Source organism: Pseudomonas sp. RP-B7 (genome assembly GCF_059803535.1).
The window spans coordinates 90,420-116,864 of sequence record NZ_JAPFHC010000012.1 but is presented as its reverse complement, the minus strand read 5'-3'; the positions used below and the strand labels follow the sequence as shown (position 1 = coordinate 116,864).

Annotated in this window: 34 protein-coding genes; 31 read left to right on the top strand and 3 right to left on the bottom strand. The window is 59.3% G+C overall.

Annotation, left to right across the window (positions count from 1 at the left end; translation table 11 throughout):
* The first annotated feature begins 9 nt into the window (after positions 1-9).
* From OPU96_RS13655 to OPU96_RS13580, 16 genes are all read left to right on the top strand, one after another.
* Positions 10-582, top strand: coding sequence for a phage baseplate assembly protein V (locus OPU96_RS13655; protein WP_498559218.1), 573 nt, complete (start codon positions 10-12; stop codon positions 580-582).
* Positions 579-923, top strand: a complete 345-nt coding sequence (locus tag OPU96_RS13650; protein ID WP_498559217.1) for a GPW/gp25 family protein — start codon at positions 579-581, stop codon at positions 921-923. The genes OPU96_RS13655 and OPU96_RS13650 overlap by 4 nt, the downstream gene beginning before the upstream one ends.
* On the top strand, positions 920-1,831 hold the full coding sequence (locus tag OPU96_RS13645) for a baseplate J/gp47 family protein (RefSeq protein ID WP_498559216.1): 912 nt from the start codon (positions 920-922) through the stop codon (positions 1,829-1,831). Before OPU96_RS13650 ends, OPU96_RS13645 begins: the two co-directional genes overlap by 4 nt.
* Positions 1,831-2,448 carry a phage tail protein I gene (locus OPU96_RS13640; protein ID WP_498559215.1) on the top strand — a complete coding sequence of 206 codons (618 nt, stop codon included), beginning with the start codon at positions 1,831-1,833 and terminating at the stop codon, positions 2,446-2,448. The genes OPU96_RS13645 and OPU96_RS13640 overlap by 1 nt, the downstream gene beginning before the upstream one ends.
* On the top strand, positions 2,445-4,349 hold the full coding sequence (locus OPU96_RS13635; RefSeq protein ID WP_498559214.1) for a phage tail protein: 1,905 nt from the start codon (positions 2,445-2,447) through the stop codon (positions 4,347-4,349). The genes OPU96_RS13640 and OPU96_RS13635 overlap by 4 nt, the downstream gene beginning before the upstream one ends.
* An 8-nt stretch (positions 4,350-4,357) precedes the next feature.
* Positions 4,358-4,795 (top strand): phage tail assembly chaperone, encoded by a 438-nt coding sequence (locus tag OPU96_RS13630; protein ID WP_498559213.1) that lies wholly within the window; start codon positions 4,358-4,360, stop codon positions 4,793-4,795.
* A gap of 120 nt (positions 4,796-4,915) precedes the next feature.
* Entirely contained in the window at positions 4,916-6,091 is a 1,176-nt protein-coding gene (locus OPU96_RS13625) for a phage tail sheath protein (RefSeq protein ID WP_498559212.1), read from the top strand.
* 57 nt (positions 6,092-6,148) lie between these two features.
* Positions 6,149-6,664 carry a phage major tail tube protein gene (locus OPU96_RS13620; protein WP_498559211.1) on the top strand — a complete coding sequence of 172 codons (516 nt, stop codon included), beginning with the start codon at positions 6,149-6,151 and terminating at the stop codon, positions 6,662-6,664.
* A 50-nt stretch (positions 6,665-6,714) separates the two neighbouring features.
* On the top strand, positions 6,715-7,050 hold the full coding sequence (locus tag OPU96_RS13615; protein ID WP_498559210.1) for a phage tail assembly protein: 336 nt from the start codon (positions 6,715-6,717) through the stop codon (positions 7,048-7,050).
* Between the two features lie 8 nt (positions 7,051-7,058).
* Positions 7,059-7,178 carry a GpE family phage tail protein gene (locus OPU96_RS13610; protein ID WP_078049802.1) on the top strand — a complete coding sequence of 40 codons (120 nt, stop codon included), beginning with the start codon at positions 7,059-7,061 and terminating at the stop codon, positions 7,176-7,178.
* Positions 7,168-9,843: a phage tail tape measure protein gene (locus OPU96_RS13605; RefSeq protein ID WP_498559209.1), complete on the top strand. Its 2,676-nt coding sequence runs from the start codon at positions 7,168-7,170 to the stop codon at positions 9,841-9,843. The genes OPU96_RS13610 and OPU96_RS13605 overlap by 11 nt, the downstream gene beginning before the upstream one ends.
* A 5-nt stretch (positions 9,844-9,848) precedes the next feature.
* Complete coding sequence (locus OPU96_RS13600) at positions 9,849-10,289, top strand: phage tail protein (protein WP_498559208.1); 441 nt, start codon at positions 9,849-9,851, stop codon at positions 10,287-10,289.
* Positions 10,286-11,551, top strand: coding sequence for a phage late control D family protein (locus tag OPU96_RS13595; protein ID WP_498559207.1), 1,266 nt, complete (start codon positions 10,286-10,288; stop codon positions 11,549-11,551). Before OPU96_RS13600 ends, OPU96_RS13595 begins: the two co-directional genes overlap by 4 nt.
* Positions 11,552-11,680: 129 nt before the next feature.
* A complete protein-coding gene (locus OPU96_RS13590; RefSeq protein ID WP_498559206.1) occupies positions 11,681-12,103 on the top strand; it encodes a TIR domain-containing protein in 423 nt (140 codons plus the stop codon).
* The gene (locus OPU96_RS13585) at positions 12,100-13,071 is read left to right on the top strand and encodes a caspase family protein (protein WP_498559205.1); all 972 of its coding nucleotides are present in this window, start codon (positions 12,100-12,102) and stop codon (positions 13,069-13,071) included. Before OPU96_RS13590 ends, OPU96_RS13585 begins: the two co-directional genes overlap by 4 nt.
* Positions 13,072-13,092: 21 nt before the next feature.
* Entirely contained in the window at positions 13,093-13,617 is a 525-nt protein-coding gene (locus tag OPU96_RS13580; protein ID WP_498559204.1) for a hypothetical protein, read from the top strand.
* A gap of 436 nt (positions 13,618-14,053) precedes the next feature.
* On the opposite strand, the gene OPU96_RS13575 is transcribed toward OPU96_RS13580, so the two are convergent.
* Together OPU96_RS13575 and OPU96_RS13570 are read right to left on the bottom strand one after the other, a co-directional pair.
* Entirely contained in the window at positions 14,054-14,377 is a 324-nt protein-coding gene (locus OPU96_RS13575) for a DUF2511 domain-containing protein (RefSeq protein WP_498559251.1), read from the bottom strand.
* A gap of 33 nt (positions 14,378-14,410) precedes the next feature.
* The gene (locus OPU96_RS13570) at positions 14,411-14,758 is read right to left on the bottom strand and encodes an XRE family transcriptional regulator (RefSeq protein ID WP_498559250.1); all 348 of its coding nucleotides are present in this window, start codon (positions 14,756-14,758) and stop codon (positions 14,411-14,413) included.
* 84 nt (positions 14,759-14,842) lie between these two features.
* Here OPU96_RS13570 and OPU96_RS13565 point away from each other — a divergent pair, with 84 nt between their 5' ends.
* The 13 genes from OPU96_RS13565 (at position 14,843) to OPU96_RS13505 (ending at position 23,035) form a co-directional block, all read left to right on the top strand.
* A complete protein-coding gene (locus OPU96_RS13565) occupies positions 14,843-15,043 on the top strand; it encodes a DNA-binding protein (RefSeq protein ID WP_017477234.1) in 201 nt (66 codons plus the stop codon).
* Positions 15,044-15,072: 29 nt separating this feature from the next.
* Positions 15,073-15,546, top strand: coding sequence for a YmfL family putative regulatory protein (locus tag OPU96_RS13560; protein ID WP_498559203.1), 474 nt, complete (start codon positions 15,073-15,075; stop codon positions 15,544-15,546).
* Positions 15,546-15,839 carry an Ogr/Delta-like zinc finger protein gene (locus OPU96_RS13555; protein WP_498559202.1) on the top strand — a complete coding sequence of 98 codons (294 nt, stop codon included), beginning with the start codon at positions 15,546-15,548 and terminating at the stop codon, positions 15,837-15,839. The genes OPU96_RS13560 and OPU96_RS13555 overlap by 1 nt, the downstream gene beginning before the upstream one ends.
* Positions 15,836-16,210 (top strand): hypothetical protein, encoded by a 375-nt coding sequence (locus tag OPU96_RS13550; RefSeq protein WP_498559201.1) that lies wholly within the window; start codon positions 15,836-15,838, stop codon positions 16,208-16,210. The genes OPU96_RS13555 and OPU96_RS13550 overlap by 4 nt, the downstream gene beginning before the upstream one ends.
* Before the next feature lie 71 nt (positions 16,211-16,281).
* The gene (locus OPU96_RS13545; protein WP_177036319.1) at positions 16,282-16,527 is read left to right on the top strand and encodes a hypothetical protein; all 246 of its coding nucleotides are present in this window, start codon (positions 16,282-16,284) and stop codon (positions 16,525-16,527) included.
* Between the two features lie 11 nt (positions 16,528-16,538).
* Positions 16,539-19,337 carry a toprim domain-containing protein gene (locus OPU96_RS13540; RefSeq protein ID WP_498559249.1) on the top strand — a complete coding sequence of 933 codons (2,799 nt, stop codon included), beginning with the start codon at positions 16,539-16,541 and terminating at the stop codon, positions 19,335-19,337.
* Positions 19,338-19,397: 60 nt separating this feature from the next.
* A complete protein-coding gene (locus OPU96_RS13535) occupies positions 19,398-19,709 on the top strand; it encodes a hypothetical protein (RefSeq protein WP_498559200.1) in 312 nt (103 codons plus the stop codon).
* Positions 19,710-19,767: 58 nt separating this feature from the next.
* A complete protein-coding gene (locus OPU96_RS13530; protein ID WP_498559199.1) occupies positions 19,768-20,031 on the top strand; it encodes a hypothetical protein in 264 nt (87 codons plus the stop codon).
* Complete coding sequence (locus OPU96_RS13525) at positions 20,028-20,279, top strand: hypothetical protein (protein ID WP_498559198.1); 252 nt, start codon at positions 20,028-20,030, stop codon at positions 20,277-20,279. The genes OPU96_RS13530 and OPU96_RS13525 overlap by 4 nt, the downstream gene beginning before the upstream one ends.
* Before the next feature lie 61 nt (positions 20,280-20,340).
* Positions 20,341-20,754 carry a hypothetical protein gene (locus OPU96_RS13520; RefSeq protein WP_498559197.1) on the top strand — a complete coding sequence of 138 codons (414 nt, stop codon included), beginning with the start codon at positions 20,341-20,343 and terminating at the stop codon, positions 20,752-20,754.
* Positions 20,747-22,501, top strand: a complete 1,755-nt coding sequence (locus tag OPU96_RS13515) for a DNA cytosine methyltransferase (RefSeq protein ID WP_498559196.1) — start codon at positions 20,747-20,749, stop codon at positions 22,499-22,501. Before OPU96_RS13520 ends, OPU96_RS13515 begins: the two co-directional genes overlap by 8 nt.
* Positions 22,498-22,749, top strand: a complete 252-nt coding sequence (locus OPU96_RS13510; protein WP_498559195.1) for a hypothetical protein — start codon at positions 22,498-22,500, stop codon at positions 22,747-22,749. The genes OPU96_RS13515 and OPU96_RS13510 overlap by 4 nt, the downstream gene beginning before the upstream one ends.
* 10 nt (positions 22,750-22,759) lie before the next feature.
* Positions 22,760-23,035 (top strand): pyocin activator PrtN family protein, encoded by a 276-nt coding sequence (locus OPU96_RS13505; protein ID WP_498559194.1) that lies wholly within the window; start codon positions 22,760-22,762, stop codon positions 23,033-23,035.
* On the opposite strand, the gene OPU96_RS13500 is transcribed toward OPU96_RS13505, so the two are convergent.
* Positions 23,010-24,161, bottom strand: a complete 1,152-nt coding sequence (locus OPU96_RS13500; protein ID WP_498559193.1) for a tyrosine-type recombinase/integrase — start codon at positions 24,159-24,161, stop codon at positions 23,010-23,012. The two genes, OPU96_RS13505 and OPU96_RS13500, sit on opposite strands and share 26 nt — an antisense overlap.
* 103 nt (positions 24,162-24,264) lie before the next feature.
* Here OPU96_RS13500 and dusA point away from each other — a divergent pair, with 103 nt between their 5' ends.
* Both dusA and tal read left to right on the top strand, forming a co-directional pair.
* Complete coding sequence (gene dusA / locus OPU96_RS13495) at positions 24,265-25,275, top strand: tRNA dihydrouridine(20/20a) synthase DusA (protein ID WP_498559248.1); 1,011 nt, start codon at positions 24,265-24,267, stop codon at positions 25,273-25,275.
* Positions 25,276-25,450: 175 nt separating this feature from the next.
* Entirely contained in the window at positions 25,451-26,377 is a 927-nt protein-coding gene (gene tal, locus OPU96_RS13490) for a transaldolase (protein WP_226455330.1), read from the top strand.
* Positions 26,378-26,445: the final 68 nt, after the last annotated feature.

Here is a 26,445-nt window from a genome sequence, read left to right as displayed (position 1 = left end):
ATCGGCGCCATGAACGACTTCGCCGCCCTCTCCCGCATGCTCGAAAACCTCATCCGCTTCGGCGTCATCGCCGCCGTGCAGATGGAGCCCCCGCGCGTGCAGGTAAAAACCGGTTCACTGACCACCACCTGGCTACCCTGGCTCGCCCTGCGCGCCGGTGCTGATCGGGAGTGGGACCCGCCCACCGTCGACGAACAGGTCATCCTGTTCAGCCCATCCGGCCAGCTCGCCAACGGCGTCGTCATCACCGGCCTGCCCAGCGACCACATCCCCGCCAACGGCAACCGCGCCGGCCTGCACCGTCGTACCTACGCCGATGGCGCGGTGATCGAGTACGACAGCGTCGACCACCACCTGAGCGCCATCCTGCCCGACAGCGGCACCACCAGCCTGGTCAGCAAGGGCGGCATCAACATCATCGGCCCGATCAATCACCAGGGCGACTACAACCAAACCGGCAACCAGAACGTGGTCGGCCTGGTGACCGTTTCCGAAGACGTGGTCGCGGCCAATATCAGCTTGGTCAAGCATCTGCACATCGGCGTAATGCCAGGCAGCGGGAAAACGGGGAAACCAGAATGAACCGAGAAACCGGCGGCGCCATCAGCGAACTGAGCCTCATCAGCCAGTCCATCAGCGACATCCTCACCACCCGCATCGGCACCCGCATCATGCGCCGCGAATACGGCAGCCTGATCCCCGAGCTGGTCGACCACCCCTTCAACGACGCCACCCGCCTGCGCGTGTACGCCGCCGTTGTCATGGCGCTGATGCGCTGGGAGCCGCGTATCAGCCTCAGCAGCGTTCAGTTCATCGGCGCGAACCTGCAAGGCCGGGCGGTGTTGGAGTTTGAAGGCAGCCTGGTGGACACCAATGAGGCGCTGAGCCTGAGCGTGCCGCTGCAAATGGGTGGCAGCGTATGAATTCCTTTGCCGCGATTGACCTCAGCCAGCTCCCGGCGCCGCAGATCGTCGAGCAGATCGACCTGGAGCTGATCCTGGCCGAGCGCAAGGCGTACATGATCAGCCTGTGGCCGGTCGAGGAACAGGCGATGATTGCCGCCCGCCTGAAGCTGGAATCCGAGCCGCTGACCAAGCTGCTGCAAGAGAACGTCTACCGCGAAGCAATCTGGCGGCAGCGGGTGAATGAGGCGTCCATGGCAAACCTGCTGGCCCTGGCCAGGGGTGCCGATCTGGATCAGTTGGCGGGCAACTTCAACGTCAAGCGCCTGGTGGTGCAGGAGGCCAAGCCGATGGCGGTGCCGCCTGTGGCGCTGCTGATGGAAAGCGACGACAGCTTGCGCGAACGGGCGCAGATGTCCTGGGAGGGGCTGAGCACCGCAGGCCCGCGCCAGAGCTACATTTTCCATGCGCGTGGGGCTGATGGCCGGGTTGCCGATGCGACCGCTGAAAGCCCCTCGCCTGCCGTTGCCGTGGTCACCGTGCAATCGCTGCTGGGGGATGGCACTGCATCCGCCGACCTGATTGCCGCCGTTCAAAAGTACCTCAGCGACGATGACCGCCGGCCCGTGGCTGACCGCCTGACCGTCCAGGGCGCGCAGATCCTCCGCTACCAGGTCAAAGCCAAACTCTATCTGCTGACCAGCGGCCCCGAGTCGGAACCGATCCTGGCAGCGGCCGAACAGAGCCTGCTGGCCTACGTCGGCCAGCGCCGTCGCCTGGGTATGGAAGTCTCGGAAAGCGCCGTCTATGCCGCACTGTTCGTAGAGGGCGTGCGCAAGGTGGTGCTGGAAAACTGGGTCAATATCGTCGCCACCAAGGCCCAGGCCCCCTACTGCACCGGCGTCACCGTCAAACGGGGCGCTGAGTAATGGGCGCCCAGCAGCTCCTGCCGAACAACTCCACGCTGCTTGAGATCCAGGCGGCGCAGGCGCTCGCGCAGATCCAGCGCGTCCCAATCCCGCTGCGGCAGTTGTGCAACCCGAACACCTGTCCGGTCGCCGTGCTGCCCTACCTGGCCTGGGCCTTCTCCGTCGATCGCTGGGACAGCAACTGGAGTGAAGCCACCAAGCGCGCGGCCATCCGTTCATCCCGCTACGTCCACGCCCACAAGGGCACCATCGGCGCCCTGCGCCGGGTTGTCGAACCGTTGGGTTACCTGATCGAGGTGGTGGAGTGGTGGCAGACCGTACCGGAGGGCGTGCCGGGCACCTTCGCCCTGAAGATCGGCGTGCTGGACACCGGCATCACCGAAGAAATGTACATGGAGCTTAGCTGGCTGATCGATGACGCCAAGCCCCTCACCCGCCCATTGACCGGCCTGGCGATCAGCCTGGAAACCGCTGGCACTGTGTTTATTGGGGCTTGCGTTTATGAAGGCGACGAACTCAGCGTTTACCCACCGACCCAGCGCGACATAGACGTCAGCGGCGTATTCCGCACCGGTGGCCGCGAACATCATATCGACACGATGGACATCTACTCATGACCGACCAAAACACGCAGTTCTTCGCGATCCTCACCGCCATCGGCGAAGCCAAATTAGCGAACGCCACAGCCCTCGGTACGTCCTTGGTCTTGGCCCAGATGGCCGTGGGTGATGCCAACGGCACCGACCCTATCCCCAGTCGCACACAAACCAAACTGATCAATGAGCGCCGACGTGCACCGTTGAACCAGGTGAAGGTAGATCCGGCCAACGCTAGCGTGATCATCGCCGAGCAGATCATCCCCGAGAGCGTAGGCGGCTGGTGGGTGCGGGAGCTTGCGCTGTATGACGCGGACGGCGACATGGTCGCGGTCGCCAACTGCGCACCAACGTACAAATCGCTGCTTGCCCAAGGCTCAGGCCGGACCCAAATAATCCGGATCAACTTGATCGTCAGCAGCTCGGCCAACATTGAGCTGAAAATCGACCCCAGCGTCGTGTTGGCAACCCGCGAATACGTCGATACCTCAGTTATCGAGGCGCTGGCAAAGGTGGACTTCAAACATTCGGTACTGGCCGCGACCACGGAAAACATTGTGCTGAGCGGCCTACAGACAATTGACGGAGTGTTGCTTTCCGCCGGCTCGCGAGTGCTGGTAAAGAATCAGACCCAGGCAAAGGATAACGGCCTGTATGTGGTTCCCGCAGCGGGTGTGTGGAAGCGTGCCCTGGACGCAGATACCAGCATCGAGGTGACACCGGGTCTGTTCGTGAGCGTAGAAACAGGCACCGTCAACGGCGACAGCGTTTGGCAACTGGTAACCGATGCGCCGATTGTTCTTGGTACGACCCCGCTGTCCTTTGAAATGGCGGTGGGTCGCACCGGAGTTGTTGCTGGCTCCTACAACAAGCTTACCGTCGACAAGTACGGCCGCGTAATCGCTGGTACAAACCCGACAACGCTGGCCGGCCACGGGATCACCGACGCGCTACCAAACACTGGTGGCGTTCTGTCCGGCAATGTTCAGATGACAGAGAACAGCAGGCTCTATGCCGCGCCAGGAGTCACTCCCTCGTGGACTGTAGGCCTGCACGCCGGCACGGCTTCTTCGATTAAGGGTGGGGTAGGGTTTTACGGTGGTGCAGATGGAGCCTTCAAGGTTGCATATATGGGGCTCGGAACTGAATCCTACTCGACTGGGCTGGGCATTCGCATTAAGTCGGAAGGCGTCGTCGAAATCGGCGGCACCATCACCGGCAATGGGGCGGGTTTGTACTCTGTGCCATTTTCTGCGCTGACGGGAGCGCCCACTACTCTATCTGGCTATGGAATTATCTCTGCGAGCCAGACTGAGGCTGAGCAAGGTTCGGATACAACCAAGCCGATGACGGCCTTGCGCGTCTGGCAGGCCATCGCTGCGAAGGTTGTGCAGGCTACGGCGTCTGTCGCTGGCATTGCCCGAATCGCGGCTCAGTCAGCTGTAAACACTGGAACGGAGACTACAACGATCGTCACACCGGCGACATTAGCCGCGCGCTTGACGGCGTTGTGGCAGGCCGCGCAAGAAGGCGTATTGGGCGTTGTGCAGCTTGCAACCCAGGACGAGGTTAATGCGGGAGCCGATGATGCGAAGGCCGTCACGGCGAAGAAAATGCGCTTAGGCTTTCAGTTCATCAAGGGTTCAAATGGCGCCTTTGTTCTGCCGACGTGGCTGGGTGGTTTTATCATCCAGTGGGGCATGACGACCTCAATCCCCAGCGGCTCGATGGTGTCGTTTAACTACCCGATCTCCTTCCCTGCCTCGGCGGTATTGCCTGGGGCGTTTCGAGTCGGCACCGGGAACAATTCGGCCACCGTCGGAACCACGCTTAACTCAATTTCAATCACCAACCGGCCGCACTACTCGGCCGACTCTTCGGCGGCGGCCAACGTCTATTTCTTTTTCTGCTTCGGTTATTGAGAGGTCCCATGGCTAAGTATTTAGTTCTAAATGAAGCCCGTGAAGTGGTCACGCAGTTGATCAAGGGTGTGCACGAGATACCTTCGGACGCCGTCCTCATCGATGATCAGCGGTGGTACGAAGTGACGCAGGACAATAGTTGTGTGTGGCACCTCAGCGAAGCCGGGGAGCTGACACAGCTACCGAAGGAAGTGATCAGCGACGATCTGCTGCCCCATGAGTTTGAGCGCGAGTGGCGTAATCAGGTGGTGGCTTCAACCGAGTGGCTGGTTACGCGACATCGTGACGAGCAGGATCTTGATCGGCCTGCGACGCTGACTGCTGAGCAATTCGCGGAGCTACTGACATATCGACAGGCGCTACGCGATTGGCCCCAATCTCCAGACTTCCCGACGCACGAGCACCGACCGATGCAGCCAGAATGGTTACTTGAACAGGTTCAATAGCAACTGCCTGAGCGTCCCCGCCCTTGTATCACTGCAACCTACAACTCCCGCCGCTCGCCCAATCGCCGCGCGCGCGGCAGCCTGTGCACTGTCATTCCATCACAGCGCAGGCAACCACCCATGGCCGGTACAGACTATCTCCACGGCGTGCGGGTTCTCGAACTCAACGACGGCACCCGCCCCATTCGCACCATCGCTACCGCAGTCATTGGCCTGGTTTGTACGGCTGAGGATGCGGACCCGCTCACCTTCCCGCTGGACACCCCGGTCCTGCTGACCAACGTGCAAAGCGCCATCGCCAAAGCCGGCGTCAAGGGCACCCTGGCGTCCAGCCTGCAAGCCATCGCCGACCAGACCAAGCCCTACACCATCGTGGTGCGGGTCAAGGAAGGCGCGGACCAAGCCGCCACCACCACCGCCCTGATCGGCACCACCACCGCCGACGGCAAGTACACCGGCATGAAAGCCCTGCTCGCCGCCAAGGCCCGCGTGGGCATGACGCCACGCATTCTCGGTGTGCCAGGCCTGGACAGTCAGCCGGTGGCCACCGCCCTGGTATCGATCGCCCAGGACCTGCGCGCCTTCGCCTACGTCAGCGCGTGGGACTGCAAAACTAAGGAAGAGGTGGTCGCCTACCGCGAAAACTTCGGCGCCCGCGAAGTCATGGTGATCTGGCCGGAGTTCCAGAACTGGGACACGGTCACCAGCGCAACCGTCACCGCGTCGGCAGTGGCTCGCGCCCTGGGCCTGCGGGCCAAGATCGATAAAGAGACCGGCTGGCACAAGACCCTGTCCAACGTCGCCGTCAACGGCGTGACCGGCATCAGCGCGGACGTGTTCTGGGATCTGCAAAACCCGGCCACCGACGCCAATTACCTCAACAGCAACGAGGTCACCACCCTGATCAACGAGGGCGGCTTCCGCTTCTGGGGTAGCCGTACGTGCAGCGACGATCCGCTGTTTGCGTTCGAAAACTACACGCGTACCGCGCAGATCATCGCCGACACCATGGCCGAAGCGCACATGTGGGCCATGGACAAGCCAATGCATGCGTCCCTGGTCAAAGACATCATCAACGGGATCAACGCTAAGTTCCGCGAGCTGGTTTCCCAGGGCTATCTGATCGGCGGCGAGTGCTGGTATCCGGAAGACATCAACGACAAGGACACCCTCAAGGCCGGCAAGCTGACCCTCGACTACGACTACACCCCCGTGCCGCCCCTGGAAGACCTCACCCTGCGCCAGCGCATCACCGACCGCTACCTGATGCAGTTCGCCGCCGCCGTCAACGCTTAAACCGGGCCTCCCCGCGAGGGGAGTTAACCCTGTGCCATAACCTCGGAGAATCCCGCCATGGCCCTGCCTCACAAACTGAAAAACATGAACCTGTTCAACGACGGCGGCAGCTACACCGGCAAAGTGAAGACCGTTACCCTGCCCGCACTTGGCCGCAAGATGGAAGCCTATCGCGGCGGCGGTATGAACGGCCCGGTCAAGGCTGACCTGGGCTTCTCTGACGACGGCATTCAGCTGGAATGGAAGCTCGGCGGCCTCGATCTGGTGGTACTCAAGCAGTTCGGCGCGGTCAATGCCTCGGGTGTGGCGCTGCGTTTCGCTGGCTCGTTTGAGCAAGACGACACCGGCGAAGTCAGCGCAGTGGAAATCTCCGTGCGCGGCCGTCACGAAACCATCGAAATGGGCGACGCCCAGCCTGGCGAAGACACCGAGCACTCCATCACCACCACCTGCACCTACTACAAGCTGACCGTCGACAACGAAGAAATCATCGAAATCGACCTGCTCAACTTTATCGAGAAGGTCAACGGCGTCGACATGCTGGAAAAACAGCGCACTGCCATCGGCCTCTGATCGCCGGCCTCGATCGATAACTCCATCCCAAATCACCAGGAGCTTCGCCCATGAAAACCCCAGACACCGACCAAGCCGACGTCAAACCACTGGCCGACGACAACACCGTGATCCTCGACACGCCGATCCGCCGTGGCACCACCACCATCGAAAGCATCACCCTGCGCAAACCCAACGCGGGCGAGCTGCGTGGTGTGAGCCTGGCCGAACTCCTGCAAATCGACGTCAACAGCCTGGTGAAGGTCGTGCCGCGCATCAGTAGCCCGACACTCACCGCCGTCGAAGTCACGTCGATGGACCCCGCCGATCTGTTCGCGCTCGGCACCAAGGTGTGCGGTTTTTTGCTACAGAAATCGATGAAGACGGACGCATCCCTCGTTGCGTAGACGACGCCATGGCCGACCTGGCCGTGGTTTTTCACTGGGCACCGGCTGACATGGATCAGTTGGGCCTGCAAGAGTTGATGGAATGGCGCGAGCGCGCCAGGGTGCGGAGTTCGACCGATGGCAAATGATCTGCGACTACAGGTGCTGCTCAGTACCATCGACAAGGCCACGCGCCCGCTGAAGCACATCAGCGAAGGCAGCCTTGAGACGGCCCGCGCCCTCAAGGCTGCGCGCGACAGCCTCAAAGAACTCAACAGCCAGCAGAAAGACATCAGCGCCTGGCGCACGCAGCGCGCCGCCGCCGAGCAGACCGGCGCGGCCCTGACCGCAGCCCGCGATCGCGTCAAAACCCTCAGCCAGGAATTTGCCGCGACCGGGGCGCCTACCAGGGCGATGACCCGCAGCTTTCAATCGGCCGTGCGCGAGGCCCAGCGGCTCAAGCAGCAGCACCAGCAGCAAAGCGAGCAGTTGCAGAGCCTGCGGTCGAAGCTCTATGACGCGGGCATCAGCACAAAGAATCTCGGCACCCACGAACGCCAGCTGCGCGAGCAAATCAACGCCACCAACGCCAGCATCAGTTCGCAGGCCAAGCGCATGGCAGAGCTGAGCGCTCAGCACAAGCGGGCAGCGGCGGCTCGTAGTCAGATGGAAAAATCCCAGCGTGCCGCCGGCAACATGGCCGTTAACGGCGCCGCAGGGCTGGGTGGTGGCTACGCGGCGAGCCGGCCGGTAGTGGCCGCTGTGAAGGCCTTTGCGCCGAATGAGGATTCCGCCACGCAGCTCAAGGTGTCGATGATGGACGACACCGGCAAGGTGTCGGAGGACTTCCAGAAAATCACCAACCTGGCGACCAAGCTGGGCGATCGGTTGCCAGGCACCACGGCTGATTTTCAGAACATGATGACCATGCTGCGGCGCCAGGGCCTGAGCGCGCAGAGCATTCTGGGCGGCACAGGTGAAGCGGCGGCATACCTTGGCGTCCAGTTGAAAATGGAGGCCACAGAGGCGGCTGAGTTTGCCGCAAAGATGCAGGACGCCACACGCACCACTGAAAAGGACATGATGGGCCTGATGGACACCATCCAGCGCGGGTTCTATGCCGGTGTAGACCCAGGCAACATGCTCCAGGGCTTCAGCAAGATCGCCCCGGTGATGGACGTAATCAAGAAGTCAGGGATCGATGCGGCCAAACAACTGGCACCGCTGCTGATCATGATGGACCAGGCAGGTATGGAGGGTGGTTCCGCCGGCAACGCCTTCCGTAAAATCTTCCAGGCGGGACTGGATAAAGACCACGTAGCCAGCGCCAACGAGATCGCGGCGGGCAGCAAGAAGGGCGTGTCCTTCAAATTCACCGACGAAAAAGGAAACTTTGCCGGGCTGGAGAACCTGTACGCCCAAGTCGAAAAGCTCAAGGCCTTCAACGACGTCGACCGCGCAGCGATCATCAAGAAGCTGTTCGGGGATGACGCTGAAACGCTGACCACCCTGAACACCATGATGAACAAGGGGCTGGCCGGGTATCAGGAAGTCCAGCAGAAGCTGCAAACCCAGGCCGACCTGCGCACCCGCGTCAATGAACAGCTCAATACCCTCAGCAACGTCATGGAGGCGGCAGAAGGCAGCTTCACCAACGCCATGGCCGAGTTCGGCGCCGCTGTTGCGCCAGACCTGAAGGACTTGATCAACACCCTGGGCGAGATCGCCAACAGCATCGGCACCTGGGCACGGGAAAATCCAAAATTGGCCGGTGGCCTGGTCAAGGTCGTGGCCGCAATCGCCGGTCTGGCATTCGTATTCGGGGGCCTGGCGTTGACCATGGCGAGCATGTTGGGACCGTTCGCCGTGCTGCGCTACGGCATGACCATGTTCGGCCTACAGGGCGGCGGCATCACCAAGATGCTCGGCAAGCTGTTCCCCACGCTGACAGGCCTGGCCCGTAACGTGTTCCCCATGTTCGCCCAGGGCATTCGCATGCTCGCCACCACCATGGGCGGCGCCCTGCTCACCGCCCTGCGCACCGTCGGGATCGCGTTGTGGGGGCTGGCAGCCAACCCGATCGTCTTGACCATCGCTGCCGTGGTTGCCGCCCTGGCCGGCGGCGCGTACTTGATCTACCAGAACTGGGACGCGGTGAAGAACTACTTCGCCAACGCCTGGACCGAGATCAAAGCCGGCTTCAGCGGCGGTATCGCCGGCATCATCACCACCCTGGTCAACTTCAGCCCCCTCGGCCTGCTGTACCAGGCCTTCGCCGGTGTGCTGAGCTACCTGGGCATCGATCTACCCAGCCGCTTTACCGAGTTCGGCGGCATGATCGTCGACGGCCTGGTCAATGGCCTCAAAGCCGGGCTCGGCGCCGTCAAAGACGCCATCAGCTCGATCGGCGACGCGAGCATAGGTTGGTTCAAGGAAAAGCTCGGCATCCACAGCCCGTCGCGAGTGTTCGCCGAGTTGGGCGGGTTCACCATGGCCGGCCTGACCCAAGGCCTGGAAGGTGGGCAGAAAGGCCCGCTGGACGCCCTCACCAGCGTCAGCAAGCAGATGACGGCGGCAAGTACCCTGGCACTTGGCGCCACTGCCATGCCGGCGTTTGCCGTGGACACCAAGCCGCCGATCAGCGCCGCGCCGCCGGCAGTCGTCTACGACAGCCACGACGTCTACAAAATCGAAATCGCAGCAGGGCCTGGCACAGATATGCAAAGCCTGGAAAAGAGCCTGCGCACCATCCTCGCCCGCATCGAAAACGAAAAGAAAGCGCGTCAGCGCAGCAAACTTTCTGACCTGGAATAACCACCATGATGATGGCCCTCGGCATGTTCGTGTTCAGCCTTCGAACCGCCGCATACCAGGAACTGCAACGCCAAACCGATTGGCGCCACGCCAGCAACAACCGCATCGGCGCGGCGCCTGCGCGGCAGTTCGTCGGCCGTGGCGAAGACGCCATCACCCTCCCCGGCATCATCTTCCCCGAGCTGGCCGGCAGCGCCCTCAGCCTCGACGCCATTCGCCTGATGGCAAACACCGGCAAGGCCTGGCCGATGGTCGAGGGCACCGGGCGGATCTACGGGTTGTGGGTGATCGACAGCCTCAGCGAGAACAAGACCATCTTCTTTAGCGACGGCACCCCACGGCGCATTGAGTTCACCCTGAGCCTCAAGCGCACCGACGACGACCGCATCGATCTGCTCGGCGCCGCCACCAGCGTCGGCCTCAACATCCTGCGAGGCCTGTTTTGATTGAGTCCGTTATTTCCAAGGTCACGGGCTACCTACGTGACACAGCCCAACGCTACGTGCGGGACGCCGCCTACCCAGTGCCCGCCTTCCGCCTCACCGTTGACGGCCTCGACATCGCGAAGCTGATCAGCCCGCGGCTGATGGGCCTGGAGCTGACCGACAACCGTGGCGTCGAGGCCGACCAACTCAGCATCACCCTCAGCGACCACGACGGCCTGCTGACCATCCCGCCTAAGGGTGCGGTGCTGCGGTTGTGGCTGGGCTGGAGCGACACCGGCCTGGTGGACAAAGGCACTTATACCGTGGACGAAACCGAACACAGCGGAGCGCCGGACGTGCTCAGCATCCGCGCCCGATCCGCCGACCTGCGCAAAGGCCTGAAAACCAAACGCGAACGCAGCTGGAGCAACACCACCCTCGGCGACGTCCTGGGCGACATCGCCATCGGCAACGGCCTCACCGCCACCATCGCCGGCGCGCTCGACGGGTTGCCCATCCTGCAACTCGACCAGGCCAACGAGTCCGACGCCAACCTGATCAGCCGCCTGGGCGAAGAATTCGACGCGGTGGCCAGCGTCAAAGCCGGGTGCCTGCTGTGCCTGCCAGCGGGCGGCGGCAAGACCGCCAACGGCCTGGACCTGCCCCACATCACCCTCACCCGCGAAGACGGCGACCAGCACCGCTACCTGCAAGCCGACCGCGACAGCTACGACGGCGTGCGGGCCTATTACTACGACGTGAACAGCGCCAAGAAACAGGAAGCCATCGCCGGCGGCGGCGACAACCTCAAGGACCTGCGCCACACCTACAGCGACCAGCAGTCAGCCCTGCGCGCCGCCCGTGCCGAGTTTCGGCGGTTGCAGCGCGGCAGTGCCACGCTCAGCTACACCCTGGCGATGGGCCGGCCGGATCTGATCCCGGAGCTGACGTACACGCTCCAGGGCGTGAAAGCGGAAATCGACGAGATCATTTGGTATGGCGGGAATGTGCAGCACAGTCTGAGTGCGGACGGCGGTTACACGGTCAGCCTGGAGCTGGAGAGCAAGTTGCCGGAGGACAACGTTGAGGACTTGGCGGAGGAGAACACGGGGGATTACACGGGGATCATCGCGTATTACCGCGACGCGAAAACGGGGAAGGAAAAGACGATTACGGCGGGGGATCAGGCGAAGCCGAGGCGGTTGCGGTGGCTTTATTCAAGTGAAAGGACAGCAAAACGCGCCGTTGAGCGAGAAAACTTGAGGCTAAAGCAAAGTACATAACAAAAAACGCCAATCGAATAAAAATCCCAATAAAAACAAATGGTTAAAAGCAACCATCAAGGAGTGTTGGCAAAATGCCTTCATGGCGTCACACTATGCCCTTCACTCATTCGCTTAAAGGATTATAAGATGGCTGAACCACGCGCTTTCATCAGTTTCGACGTTGACAACAACAGTACTCACAAAACGTTGTTTGCAGGCCAGGCCTGGAACTCAAAAACGCCTTTCCAACATGAAGACTGGTCTGCAAAAAGTTCAATGCCGCAATCCGAATGGGAAGCCATTGTAAAGGAAAAGATCAATAAAACTCATCTCCTCATTGTCCTAGTTGGCCGACATATGTCAACAGCGACCGGAGTTGTTAAAGAAATTGAAATGGCCCGTTCTCAAAATGTTCCGATTTTTGGAGTTTACGTTGACGGCGCAAACACAGATAGCACTCTTCCGACGGGGCTTAATAGGAACCGAGTCATTTCTTGGACTTGGACTGGCGTTGCAAGCGCCGTAACCCAGATGATGGGAGAGGGGAAGAACGCAGTAAAAACGCCATGAAAAAAGCCTTAATTGTAGGAATAAACTACTACAAAAGCATGAATCAACTATTTGGATGCGTAAGTGATGCATACGCAGTAAACCAAGTTCTTGAACGACACATGAATGGCGAACTAAACTTTGACACCAAACATGTAAATGCGGTGGATGCGGCAAGCGCTATTACACGTAAAGATTTGAAAGATGACATAAAAAAACTTTTTGAAGGCGAATGCCAAATCGCGCTTTTTTATTTTGCCGGACACGGCCACATTGAAGAGTCTGGCGGGTACCTGCTGACTTCCGAGTGCGTTGACGGCGATGACGGCTTAGCTCTGCAAGAAATACTAGATATCGCAAACTCTTCAAAGGCAATTAACAAAATAATTGTCTTGGATAGTTGCCATTCCGGTGCTGCCGGCACCCAAAAATCGCTTGGTGAAAAAGCCCTTTTAGCCGAAGGTATGACCATCCTCACGGCATCGACAAAGGATCAATACGCGGAGGAAGTAAACGGCTCCGGTGTTTTCACATCTTTATTTGTAGACGCACTGAATGGCGGGGCTGCAAATCTTCTCGGAGACATAACACCAGGCAGCATCTATGCCCACATAGATCAGTCATTGAGTCTTTGGGAGCAGAGGCCAGTGTTCAAAACCAATGTCAGGGCATTTACTTCACTAAGAAAAGTCTCACCGCCAATCCAGCTTTCAGAACTGCGCCAGATAAATGATTTATTTGAAACACCAAACACAGAAGTATCACTAGACCCAAGCTTTGAACCTCAACCGCCTGCGCCTAATCATGGCATTGAACCAAACCCCGAAAACAACCGTAAATTTGCAATACTCCAAAAATTAAACCGACTAAATTTAGTCAAACCTGTTGATGAAGAACACATGTACTTTGCAGCAATGAACTCCAAATCATGCAGACTTACTGTCCTTGGCGAACATTACTGGAAGTTGATCAACAACAAAAGAATCTAAACTTCTCAAGGAGTGAAATTTTTGACGAGTGAAAAGCTTTTTCAGCACTATGAAAAAATTTACTTTCACGAACTAGCGAGAAAGGAGCAAATTTTCTCAAGACTGAGCATCCCCTTAGCAACGATCATCGCGATAGCAGGCTTTTACTCGGCAATCATCACCGGAGATAGAGCCACTCTTACTCTTGGTGCAAAGATATGGTTTCTAACAATAATTGCAGTATCAATACTTGTACTAGCAGTAGGGATTTACTTCTTCATAGATGCACTACTTGGGAAAATAGATGAAAATCTACCCGCCCCCAACACCATTGAAAAGTACCGACTTGACCTAATAGATTATTATTCCGACGAGGACAACTCAGACATTAAAGTATCTGAAAAAATGCAAACATACTATTACGAAAATTACATGAATTGTGCAACAATATGCACACTAAACAACGATAGAAAAAGCTCAAGCTTATATTACTGCAATGTCTGCCTAATACTAGCAGCCGGAATTGCCGTTATAGCTTACGCTGTAATCACGATCCCAAAACTGTAGGAGCGAATTTTATTATGGCCCAGAAACCACCACCACCTCCGCCGCCGCCAACACGCAACGTAAGAGGCGATGTACGTCCGCCTCCCCCACCGCCTCCGCCGCGCCCGGCACCGACCAAACAGAAGTAAAAAAGTAACCCGGCTATGCCGGGTTACTTTCCTATTATTCTTTCTGTGTTTTGTTTAAAACCTCAGCACATCTCAAAATATGTTTCTGATTATCTAAAGACAGCTTCCGAAATAGCGACAGAAGTAAATACTCCGTCGAGTTCAACTCAATCTCGCGATTCTCCATTTGCTGATTATCGTCGCTGGGCTTGTTAGACACGGCGCTTTCTCTCCCCTTATCCATGGCATGTAGAAGTACATACGTATGGAAATCTTTCGGACAGAACGGGAGGTGCGACCTTCATGTAACGGGACTGTCATTGCGGGTGCTACCCAGCGTATGAAGGGCAGAGTTTCAGGGCGCGCACGGTAATCTCGCTGTAATCCATTGTGGTGCCAGGCAAGCTTGCGTTTGGCTTGGAAATCAATCGTCCATCGAGCCATCCATTCTTTAATGCTCTGGACCGAGCGCTCCCATTCAGAGCGTAGAGCTTCCCGTCTTCCGTTCTCACCAATGCCGAAGGGGGTCCTTCCTGGCAGAGCAGATCGACCTTCTCGTGGATGAAGGGCCACTTTTCGCCATACTCGGTACGACTGACTGTTTCGCTCTTCTCTCCACCGCAGCCAACCAGTGCTAGTAAAACTGGGATCATCAAACAACGCATCGTTTCCTCCTTGGAATTGATTCATTTTGGTTCCGGCTTAGACACCTGAGCCATCGCAAACGCCAGGTGCGCAAGAGTCGCGCGGTCGGCATCGGACATTTCCCGCATGTACCCCAACACCGTCAACTCCGTGTCGCTCATCTTGCTGGGGTCTCCATCAACGCGGGAGCCAGTCAGTACGTAATGCACATCGACTCCAAGCGCCTGAAGCCCTGAGAGGTAGCGCACATCGGGGGAGCTGGACTCAAGTTCATAAGCCTTTTGAGTGCCACGACTCACCCCTGCGGCAACGCCGAAGTCGGTCTGGTTTTTGCCCAGCCGCTCGCGTTCTTCCCGCAGGCGTTCACCTACCCCTAAAGAAATGAGCATTTTTTTGATCAAAATAATTTGACTTGAGCAGAAATCTGGCCAAGAATCCTTTTCGTCGAACACGATTAAACACGGACGAACACTATGCATGCCCTACAGACCCCCGAGCAAGCCCGCGCGGTTCTTGATCGCGAGGGTAAAAGCATTGCCGAATTTAGCCGCCAACATGGCTTGAACAAAAATCTGGTCAGCGACCTGCTAAACGGCCGTAAGAAAGGTCGTCGCGGTGAAGCGCACCGAGCGGCAGTGTTGCTCGGCATCAAAGACGGCCAGATCACAAACTAGGGCCTCTGGCTCCAAGGGGAAACCAGAAGATGAAACGCCCAGTTCTAGACAGCAGAAAGAGCGTCGTCATGGCCGTCATCGGCGCCTACCCAGGCGGTCGGGAATACGCCTCGGCAGATCTCGGCATGCCGCTGAAGAAGTTCGACAACCAAGCATACGAAAACGCCGGCAGCCGCCCGCTGACCGACGAACACATCCGCCGCCTGGAGCAGGTCGCCGGCACCACCTTCCTGGCTGACTACATCGCCTCAATGTACGGCGGCATGTTTGTCCCCCTGAGCATCCCGGAAAACCTGGACAACGTGGAGTTGTACAGCCGCTCGCTCAAGGCATCGGCCAAGCGGGGCAAGGTCGATCAGATCATGTCTGCGGCGCTGGATGACGGGATCATCGAAAAGCGCGAAGCCGACGCAATCATCGCCGCCCTGATCGCCTACATGTCGGCCCGCTACGCCGAGGTGTTTGCGGCGATTCAGTTGTATAGCCAGGGAGCAGCTGTCTAGTGAGTACCTACAAACTCGTCTGCCCCCACTGCCACGGCCGCATGCGCATCCGCACCAGCGAAGGCCAACACATTTTTCTGCGTATCACCTACCTGCAATGCACCAACGAGGCGTGCGGCTGGGCGGGACGTGCTGAATTTCAAATGACCCATGAGCTGAGCCCCAGCGGCATGCCCAACCCGGCGGTAAAGCTGCCAGTTGCAGATGTGGTCATTCGTCGCCAGGCAATGAAAACAGCCAACAATCAACCTGATCTGTTGGATCAACTGGATATGGAGGCCACTACCGCATGAACGCCATCAAACTGACTACCAACCCTGCCAGTGACTACCGTGCCGCGATGCAACAAGCAGCGGTGGCCTACCTCTACCGCCATCGTTGCCAGCACTTGGCCGGTGACAGCCAGTTGCTGGAGAACTGCACCCGCTACCTGACGCTGTCGCTTGAAGTCCCTGCGCACCTGGTGCAACGCATCGCTGAACTGGCCGTCGCCGAGTTCGAAAGCATGACCTGCAAGCGCGTTGCCTGGCTTGGCGTTCACCCGAATAGCGGCCCGTTTCGACCGGTCATCTGGCTGCTCGACAACTGCACCCAACAGCGACACCCCGTTTCAGCACGCTTGCTTCCGACACGCCTGCTGCTGACTCGCAACCTCCCGCACTAACCCGAAACCAATCCCTGATGGATGCCCGCACCGCGTGGGTAGGGGAAATTTGCAACTTACTGGTGGCCGAAATGAGCAAAATCACCATAAAACTGGAGCTGGACGAACAGCAGGCGCAACACTACCTGCTGTGGTTGACCAGCCAGTACGAAGTCACCATGGCTGATATTTGGTACTCCGATCGCTACCGGAATGTACCCAACGGTCAGCGTGGGCCAAAAGTGCTTGCCGACTACCCGCACCTGGCGGGCATTGGCAAGACGCGTCACGAACTGAAAAAGCAGCTCGTGGTGCCTACTGCGGAGCGTCCGCAGTGATACGTAAGCCCATGGAAGACAAGATCCGGGCTGATGTACTTCAGCGGCTGGAGTCCGATTACGGCCTCCAGCACATGACCGGCACGCATTACATGCGCAAGGGCACATGCCCTCAGTGCAACCAGAAACGCCTGTTTTCCCGTCACGACGAACCGTGGTTTATCCGCTGTGGCCGCGAAGAAAAATGCCGGTACATGGCCCCGGTCAAAGAGCTGTACCCGGACCTGTTCGACGACTGGAGTAAACGCGCACCGGCCACCAGTGACCAGCCAGCCGCCAGTGCCAAGGCATACCTGGCGTTCGCTCGGGGTTTCTGTGTTGAGCAGATAGAGGGCTGGTACACCCAGGAAAGCTACTTTGATCGCGACCTGAATATCGGTTCTGCAACTGTGCGGTTTCCGCTGGAGCATGGTGGGTACTGGGAGCGCCTGATTGATCAGCCTTCCCGCTTCGGCAAGAAGAAGGCCCGGTTCCAACCGCTCAAGAGCTACAGAGGGCATTGGTGGTGCCCGCCGTGCCTGGACCTGTTGGAGGTAAACGAACTGTGGATCGTTGAAGGCATCTTCGACGCGATTGCGCTCATTCAAAACGGTATTTCCGCCGTCGCCGCCCTGTCGTCAAACGCCTTTCCCGAAGAATCGCTGAAGGCGCTCATCACCGCTCGCGGCGGCAAGACTCCCAAGTTGGTTTGGGCCTTAGACAACGAGCCAGGCGCTCACAAATACACCCGCACCTGGGTGAAGCGTGCCCGAGAACTCGGCTTTACCTGCGACGCCGCCCAGGTCACGCAGCCGGATGCACGCAAGGTTGACTGGAACGATCTGCATCAGCGCTGGGCCTTTATCGACGACGAGAAGGCCCGTGCGGAACGGATCGAAAAAGACCTGAAGGAAGCCCGCCATCAGGGCGCCCTGCTGATAGCAGAGAGTGCCAGCGACAAGGCGTTGCTCATGTACCAGTGGCGTGAGCGCGAGGAGTTTCACTTCTGTTTCGACTCCCGCCTGTACTGGTGGAAGTTGGACCTTGCGAAATACAACAGCGCCAAGCAGGCGCTGGAGAAAAGCGACGACCAGGAAGCCCAGGTGCTGAACGAAAAGCAGCTGAGGGAGAAGGCCCTGAACGTGGCCGGCTGCGTCGTCGAAATCGCCAACTGCTACCCCAAAGCCCTCTATTTCCAGCGCAACGAGATTACCGACGAGTCCTGGTACTTCTTCCGCGTCGACTTCCCCCACGACGGTGGGTCAGTGAAAAACACCTTCACAGGCGGTCAGGTCGCTGCCGCCAGCGAATTCAAAAAAAGACTTCTCGGCATGGGCGCCGGGGCCGTGTTCACCGGCAGTGGACAGCAGCTGGACAAGCTTATGAAAGACCAGCTTTTCGGCATCAAGACCGTTCAGACCATCGACTACGTGGGCTACAGCAAGGAATACCACTGCTACGTGTTCAACGACGTAGCCGTCCGCGAAGGCCAGGTCATCCACATCAATGAAGAGGAGTTTTTTGAGATGGGCAAGCTGAAGCTCAAGACCCTGCAAAAGGGTGTGAAGATCGATCTGGAGAAGGACGGTAAAAACTACGACCAACAGTGGCTGGGCCTTCTGTGGCAGTGCTTTGGCGCCCAGGGAATCGTCGCGCTGACGTTCTGGTTTGGCTCACTGTTTGCCGAACAGATCCGCAGCCGCTACCAGTCGTTTCCGTTCCTTGAAGCCACGGGAGAAGCCGGCGCCGGCAAAACCACCTTGCTTACCCTGCTCTGGAAACTGGCTGGCCGGGACGGTTACGAAGGGTTCGACCCATCCAAGTCCACCAAGGCCGGCCGTAGCCGCCTGATGGGCCAGGTGTCGGGCATGCCCATCGTGCTGCTGGAGTCGGACCGCAGCGGCGATGACAAGGCCCACGCCAAGACCTTCGAATGGGACGAACTCAAGGACTACTACGGCGGCGGCACGCTCGCGACCAAGGGCGTCAAAACCGCCGGCAACGAGACCTACGAACCACCGTTTCGAGGCACGATTGCCATCAGCCAGAACGCCCCTGTGGTTGCGTCTGAAGCGATCATGACCCGGATTGTGAAACTGCACTTCGTGCGCCCGAACGTGACGCCAGAGAGCCGAGCGGCGGCAGATCGGCTCAATGCCCTGGAAGGCTCAACGCTCAGCAACTTTGTCTTGCAGGCGGTTCGCAAAGAGCTGGAAGTGATGGAGCTGTTCGCCCAGCGCATCCCTGGCTACGAGGCGAAGTTGCGCAACCTGCATTCGCATTGCTTTGCCTGCGAGACACCGTTTCAGGACGAGCAAGCCGATTGTCAGCACTGCGGCAACAAGCTGCGCGGCTACATCCGGGTTGAGCGGATCAATAAGAACCACGCCCAGCTACTCGCCCTGCTCGACTGCCTGTGCATGGTAGTGCCGCTCACCGAACCACAAATCAGCCACACCCGCACGCAGATCATCCGCATGGCGATCGAGCGCCAGTCCTCGATCAGCTCCGACCATCCGGTGGTGGCTGAATTTTGGGAAGTCTACGAGTACCTGGAAGGCCTCGACGCTGACGGTCCCGTGGTCAACCACAGCAAGAAAGACAACGTCATCGCCATCAACCTCAACGACTTTGTGAAGTGCGCAGCTGAGCATCGCCAGAAGATTGCCGACGTCAGCGAGCTGCGCGAGCGCCTGAAGGACTCACGTTCGCGGAAGTTGATCGACACCAACAAAGCCACAGACAGCGCGGTACGGGCTCACCAGGCCAAGAACAGCAACGCCGTCATCACCAAGCAGCCGATCGTGAAGTGCTGGCACTTCAACGCCTGACGAATTCGAAAACCAACCCCGTCAGGCGCTGCAACGCCTGCCACCCAAAGGAGAAGCACCATGCACGTACAAGTCATCACCGGTGACGGCCGCGAGGGGGAAACCAACCGCCTTCGGCACCTGAAAGAGCTGAAGGACTGGTTTAACGAGTCCGGGAAAATCGTTCACGCCGAAGCCTACGACCCGGCCGGGTTGGTCGCGATCCTTGAGGTTCGTGCGGTGAGCGACAAAGAAATTCTGGTGCTGGAGTGCAGCCGGGATCAGATCCAGGCAGTCCTGGAATGGCAGTCAGAAACGGATGAGGTTGTCGAGTTTGAAAACCTGCTGCTGCACCTGGTGCGCAAGCAAAACCCAACCGGCGAAAGCCAATAAGAAGGTGGTGCCGAGGGGCTGCAACCCCTCGACACCGACCACCCAAAGGAGAAGCACCATGCAAGTGAATCAACCCAAAGGCGGCACCGCAGAGGCTACCACAACCCCGTTGGCTGTCGGCGACACCGTCAGCTACGTCGAAATGAGCGGCGGTGGTCGGGAATACCGTCTGAGTGCTCGTACCGGCGTGATTGAAGCGATCGATTGCGGCGTTGCCACCTTGCGCACAGCGAGAGGTCGCACCATCACCCAACCAATCGAAAAGCTGACACCAGACGGCCAGCCCAATGCACTGACACGCATGTTTATGGGAGGGCAATGATCATGGCCGACTTTTTCTACAAGTCCTGCGAGCCGCGGACCGTCGCGGTTGAGCGCGAGCGGCCGACGATGGCAAGCCACCGCCTCGACCTGCCGAGCCGCTGCGACATCTGCGGCAAAGCGCGCTCAACTCGCAAGCACCAGGCCTGTAGCCGTATCCGCCAGCAGCACAAATCAGCGGAATGGGCTGCATTCATGGCCGAGCGTGAAGCGGCCAAACAAAACAAACCGCGTCGATACGCACACTGATACCCAACACAGGCGGACACGGGGAGCTGCAACTCCCCCACTGCCTGAAAGGAGAAGCACCATGCATTCAAATCAAAACTCGGACCGCACCACGTTTCACTTTTTTGAGCCAGTGACACCGGTATCGGCACCACTGGAACTGACTGCTGACCTGCGCTACATCCTTGGCATTCCTCACACCAAATTAGCCAGCACAGCCCAGCTACTGCGGCAGCAAGGGCACTGTATTTCAGAGCGCAGTGAAGATGAGCAGGCCGCTGTCATCCACTGGATGCTCGGCCACTACCTTCGTCGCGGTATCCATTGGAAGGTTTTCGCTTACGCAGAACTCGACGCCAACGATGACTTTCCCGGGTTTCCGGGAGACGAAGCGATTTTGGCGGACGCGACCGCGCAGGAGTGCCCTAAATGCGCCGACGAACCATTTGGCTCATGCAATGACTGTTACACCGCGCGGGGTGATTCCAATGCTTAAGCGCACCCTCACCCACTTCCACCTTTGCTGTGGTCTCGGCAGTGGCGCCGCTGGCTTCAGCGACTCCAAACCAGTCCTGGGCCCCGTGCAAGCTGAATGGCGTTGCCTCGGTGGCGTCGACGTTGACCCGGCCGGCCTGCGCGACTTCCAGATGATGACCGGCGTGCCTGGCACGCTGATGGACTTGTTCACCCGCGAGCAGTTCACCGCGTTCCACGGCCAGCAGCCGCCCGCCGGCTGGAAGGAAGCCACCGCCGAGGATCTGCGCCGCGCCGCCGGCAACGAAGACCCGGACGCTGTGTTCATCAGTAGCCCCTGCAAGGGCGCATCGGGCCTGCTGTCGGAGACGATGAGCCAGACGCCCAAGTACCGGGCGCTCAATGAGCTGACGTTGCGCTGTGTGTGGCTGATGTGCGAAGCCTGGAGGCACAACCCGGTGTCGCTGATCGTGTTCGAAAACGTGCCGCGCCTGGCGACCCGTGGCCGTTACCTGCTGGACCAGATCACAAAGCTGCTCAGGCACTACGGTTATGCGGTGGCGGAAACCACCCACGACTGCGGCGAAATTGGTGGGCTGGCCCAAAGCCGCAAGCGCTTTTTGCTGGTCGCCAGGCACGTGGAGAAGGTGCCGGCGTTCCTGTACGAACCGGAAAAACGCTGTCTGCGCGCCGTTGGTGATGTGTTGAGCCGCATGCCGCATGCCGGCGACGTTGATCAGGCAGGACCGATGCACCGGGTGCCGGCGTTGCAGTGGAAAACGTGGGTACGCCTGGCCTTGGTCGAGGCCGGGAAGGACTGGCGTAGCCTGAGCCAGTTTGCGATCGAGGACGGCTACCTTCGTGACTTTGTGATCGTGCCTGAATATCACAACGGTGTGCTCGGGGTTGTCGATTGGGACGATACAGCCGGCGTGGTGGCAGGTGCGAGCCGTCCCATGAACGGCAAGTTCTCTGTGGCTGATCCGCGTCCTACCAGCAAATTCGAATACACCCAGTACGGCGTGCTGCCCTACAACCGGCACTGCGGCGTGGTCACTGGCCAGCGCAGCCCAGGGCAAGGGACGTTCAGCGTTGCAGATCCTCGACCTAACTGGAAACGGCACAGCAACAACTTGTCAGTCATGAAGTGGGATCGGCACAGCCAAACGGTTATCGCCGGGGGCAAAGGTGTCCAGGGCGGCCAACTGTCGATCGCTGACCCCCGCCCAGGCATGAAGCGCACCAAAGGAGACGCCTACCTCACCGGTGGCCACTACGGCGTTGTGGGTTGGAACGACCAGTGCGGCGCCGTTTCTGCCAGTGCCTGCCACGACAACGGCCGGTGGTCGGTTGCGGACCAGCGCATGCCGGCACCCAACGATCGGCTGACCTGTGTGATCACCAGTCTCGACGGTACCTGGCACCGCCCCTTCACCACCCTGGAGCTTGCCGCGCTGCAATCGCTGTTTGATCCAGAGGACCACTGGTCCAAGGATCCGCAGACCGCTCACGAAATTCAAGTGATGCAGCGGGTGCGCAAGATCGAGCAGGCGCGGTTCTTCCTGTTGGATGGAGTCAACGACGGCAACCACCGGGAACGGATCGGCAACGCCGTGCCGCGCGCGGCGGCAAAGGCGATGGCGGATGTGTTCGGCATGACGCTACTGCTTTCCGAGGCTGGGGAGACGTTCATGCTCAGCAACGTGTCGGTTTGGGTGCAGCCGGTGGCGATTGCGTTGAGCGTGGCTCAGCGGGAGGCTGGCGTATGACCGTATTTCTTCTGCTTTACCTATGCGCGGATGCAACCCGAACGAATTGCCAGGTGGTGAAGGCTGATAGCTGGAACGGCCCTTTTGCCTACGAGCAATGCAGCGCCGTCGTGCCAGGTCTGACCGAGGCCCTGACTGCGCCCAACCGAAAGCGGCATCGGTTCGTTTGCGAGACCCAGGGCAATGACGCGAAACCCGCAGAACACAAAGCGCCGCCGGCGCTCATTCATCAATCGTTTCGGATGTGAGGGGTCCACCATGAACACAGCGTTTATCCTGATGGCCCAATACGACGGCCAGGTCATCATCCCGCTGGAGCTGGTGTGCCGCGATTACTTCACGCACCTGACGCCGGAGATGTTCCAGCGCAAGGTGATGAGCGGTCAGATCAAGCTACCCATCACCCGTTTGGAAGTTAGCCAGAAGTCGGCCAAGGGCATCCACCTCTCCGACTTCGCTGCCTACCTCGATTTGCAGCGCGCTGCCGCTGTAAAGGAACACAACCAGCTCAACGGGATAAAACGCGCCGTTTGAGCCACTTCTCTGATGCGGCGCCCAGTTGGACGGGCGCCCTCAGTATCTTTTCGTGCCATTCCCAACCCACATAACGGTCACCCTTGCCGCGCAGGTGGGTGTATCGTCTCATCGAATTCCAATCCCGGTGGCCGGACACACTCGCCACGCGCGGGATGTCCCAATCCATTTCAAACAGGCGGCTGACGCCTTCATGCCGAAGGTCGTGGAAATGCAGGTCCGCGATGGTCAAGAACTTGCAGGCCTTCGCCCAGGACGTGGAGATGGATTCAGGGCTGTAGGGAAAGATGTCTTCACCGGCCTTCGGCATGGTCTGGAGGATCTGCCACGCCTCGTCCGGCAGGTAACACCACACGTCGTTGCCGATCTTCTGGCCGGGGTTCTTCATGTCGCGCACCAGCACTCGTTGGCCTGGCTCGTCGACGTCGGCCCAGCGGATACGGGTGATTTCATCCAGTCGTCGGGTGGAGAACAGGGCAAAGCCGACGACCTTGAGCATGTTGATGACGCTCGGGCGCCGCGCTTGCATGGCCTGGTAGTGCGCCAGCACCTTTGCCAGCTCGTCCAAGGTCGGCCGACGGTCACGCTCGCGGCTTTTCAGGTTGTAGCCCAGTTTGCGTAGCACGCGGCGGGCGCCGCCCATGGCGAGCGGATCGACCTGGTAGCCCCAGGCGTCTTTGGCGATGGCCAGGACGGCGCCGAGGTGCGCCAGATCGTTGCCGGCGGTTTGCGGCTGGACACCGCCGCCCTCTCCGCTCATCCGAAAAAGGGCGAAGTCCACCAGGCACTGGGTGGTGATGTCGGTGTCGTTCAGCTTGCCGATGTCCATCTTGCCGATCGCTTCGAGCGTGGCCTTCTTGGTTTTGCCCAGGGGCCGGGCCTTTCCCACTTCCAACAGGTACTGGTCGATCATGTCTTTGACGGTGACGCCCTTCCGGCTGGCCCGCTCGATCGCGCCGGGCTCGTCCAGCTCCGATTCGCGCTTGCGCGTCCACGCTTGGGCAGCCTGTTTCCGGGCGAAGGTCTGGCTCTCTTGGTAGACTTGCACTCCGTCGCGTTTGATGCGGATTTGAGCCGTGTAGCTCACAGTCCCATCCGCCAGTTTTCTTGCCCTGATAGTCGCCATATCGAAAGTGGTACGCGTCAGTTTTGAAGTGGTACATCGTACCACCGAGCCTTCAAAAACACCTGAAAACGCCCTAAAACTCGCCCAGAACACGTTGAGTAAAATGCTAGATAAACAGAGCTTTAGCCCAGCAGAATCAAGCCCCGCACTGTCTCGGCGCTTTAGCGTTGCACCCATGATGGATTGGACTGATCGCCACTGCCGTTTTTTCCTGCGCCTGCTGTCAAAAAACGCACTGCTCTACACCGAGATGGTGACCACCGGCGCGATCCTGCATGGCGACCACGAGCGTTTCCTGCGCCACAACGACGCCGAGCACCCGTTGGCACTGCAACTGGGTGGCAGCGTTCCGGCGGACTTGGCGGCCTGCGCCCGGATGGCCGAGGCCGCCGGGTATGACGAGGTGAACCTGAACGTTGGATGCCCCAGTGATCGCGTGCAGAACAATATGATCGGCGCGTGCCTCATGGGCCATCCGGCGCTGGTGGCAGATTGTGTGAAGGCAATGCGCGATGCGGTGTCGATTCCGGTAACGGTGAAGCACCGCATCGGGATCAATGGCCGGGACAGCTACGCCGAGCTGTGTGATTTTGTCGGGCAGGTGAAGGACGCAGGCTGCACCAGTTTTACCGTGCATGCGCGCATTGCGATTCTGGAGGGTTTGTCGCCCAAGGAGAATCGGGATATTCCGCCCTTGCGTTATGACGTGGCGGCGCAGCTGAAGCGGGATTTTGCCGAGCTGGAGATCATCCTGAACGGTGGAATCAAGACGCTGGAGCAGTGCCAGGAGCACTTGCAGACCTTTGACGGGGTGATGCTGGGGCGCGAGGCGTATCACAACCCCTATGTGCTGGCGCAGGTCGATCAGCAGCTATTTGGCAGCACGCAGCCGGTGATCACGCGGGCGCAGGCGCTGGCGCAACTTCGGCCGTATATCGCGGCGCATTTGGCGACAGGCGGTTCGATGCACCACATCACCCGGCATGTGCTGGGGCTGGGCACCGGCTTTCCTGGAGCGCGCAAGTTCCGGCAGTTGCTGTCGGTGGATATTCACAAGGCTGCCGACCCACTGGCACTGCTCGATCAGGCAGCCGCTCTGCTGGATGGGCGCTGACCATTAGCGGAGTTGAACCTGCCAGCCTTTTCGCCCTCCTATTAAACCGTCAGGCCCGCTATTCAGATGACCGTTCCCAGGTTGTTGCCACGGCGGGCCGATGAACGCATTTGCGCCCTTGAGCGGCTGTCAGCGCTCGGGTAATGTCATCAGACCCACAGGACAGAGCACGCCCATGACTTCCAAGCTGGAACAACTCAAGCAAATCACCACTGTCGTAGCCGATACCGGCGATTTCGAAGCTATCGCCCGGGTCAAACCGCAGGATGCCACCACCAACCCGTCCCTGCTGCTCAAGGCGGCGTCGATTCCGGCCTATGCCAAGCTGCTGGATGAGTGCGTGAAAGACTGCAACGGCGACGTTGGCCTGGCCAGTGACCGCTTTGCGGTGGCCGTGGGCCAGGAGATCCTGAAAGTAGTCCCGGGGCGCATCTCCACTGAAGTGGATGCACGCTTGTCGTTCGACACTGACGCCGTACTCAAGCGTGCGCACCGTCTGATCGATTTGTACGAAAAAGCCGGCGTTGGCCGTGACCGCGTACTGATCAAGATCGCCTCCACCTGGGAAGGCATCCGCGCCGCAGAGAAGCTGGAAAAAGAAGGCATCCAGACCAACCTGACCCTGCTGTTCTCCTTCGCCCAAGCGGTGGCTTGCGCGGAAGCGGGCGTGTTCCTGATTTCGCCGTTCGTGGGTCGCATCTACGACTGGTACAAGAAGGCCAACGGCACCGACTACACCGGCTCGGAAGATCCAGGCGTGCAGTCGGTGACGCGCATCTACAACTACTACAAGGCCAATGGCTACAAGACCGTGGTGATGGGTGCGAGCTTCCGCAACCTGAGCCAGATCGAAGAGCTGGCCGGTTGTGATCGCCTGACCATCAGCCCGGACCTGCTGGAAAAACTCGCTGCCGATACCGGCAAGCTGGAGCGCAAGCTGTCGCCCGGCCATGCCGGTGAGCCACGCGTGCATTTGACTGAAGCGCAGTTCCGCTGGGAATCCAACGAGGACGCGATGGCAACCGAGAAGCTGGCCGAAGGCATTCGCCAGTTTGCGCGTGACCAGGAGAAGCTGGAGGCGCTGTTGACTGCCAAGCTGTAAGGCAGCAGCAACAAAAAGGGCGGCACCTGTGAAGGTGCCGCCCTTTTTTGTCTGTTTGGAAGTGCGCT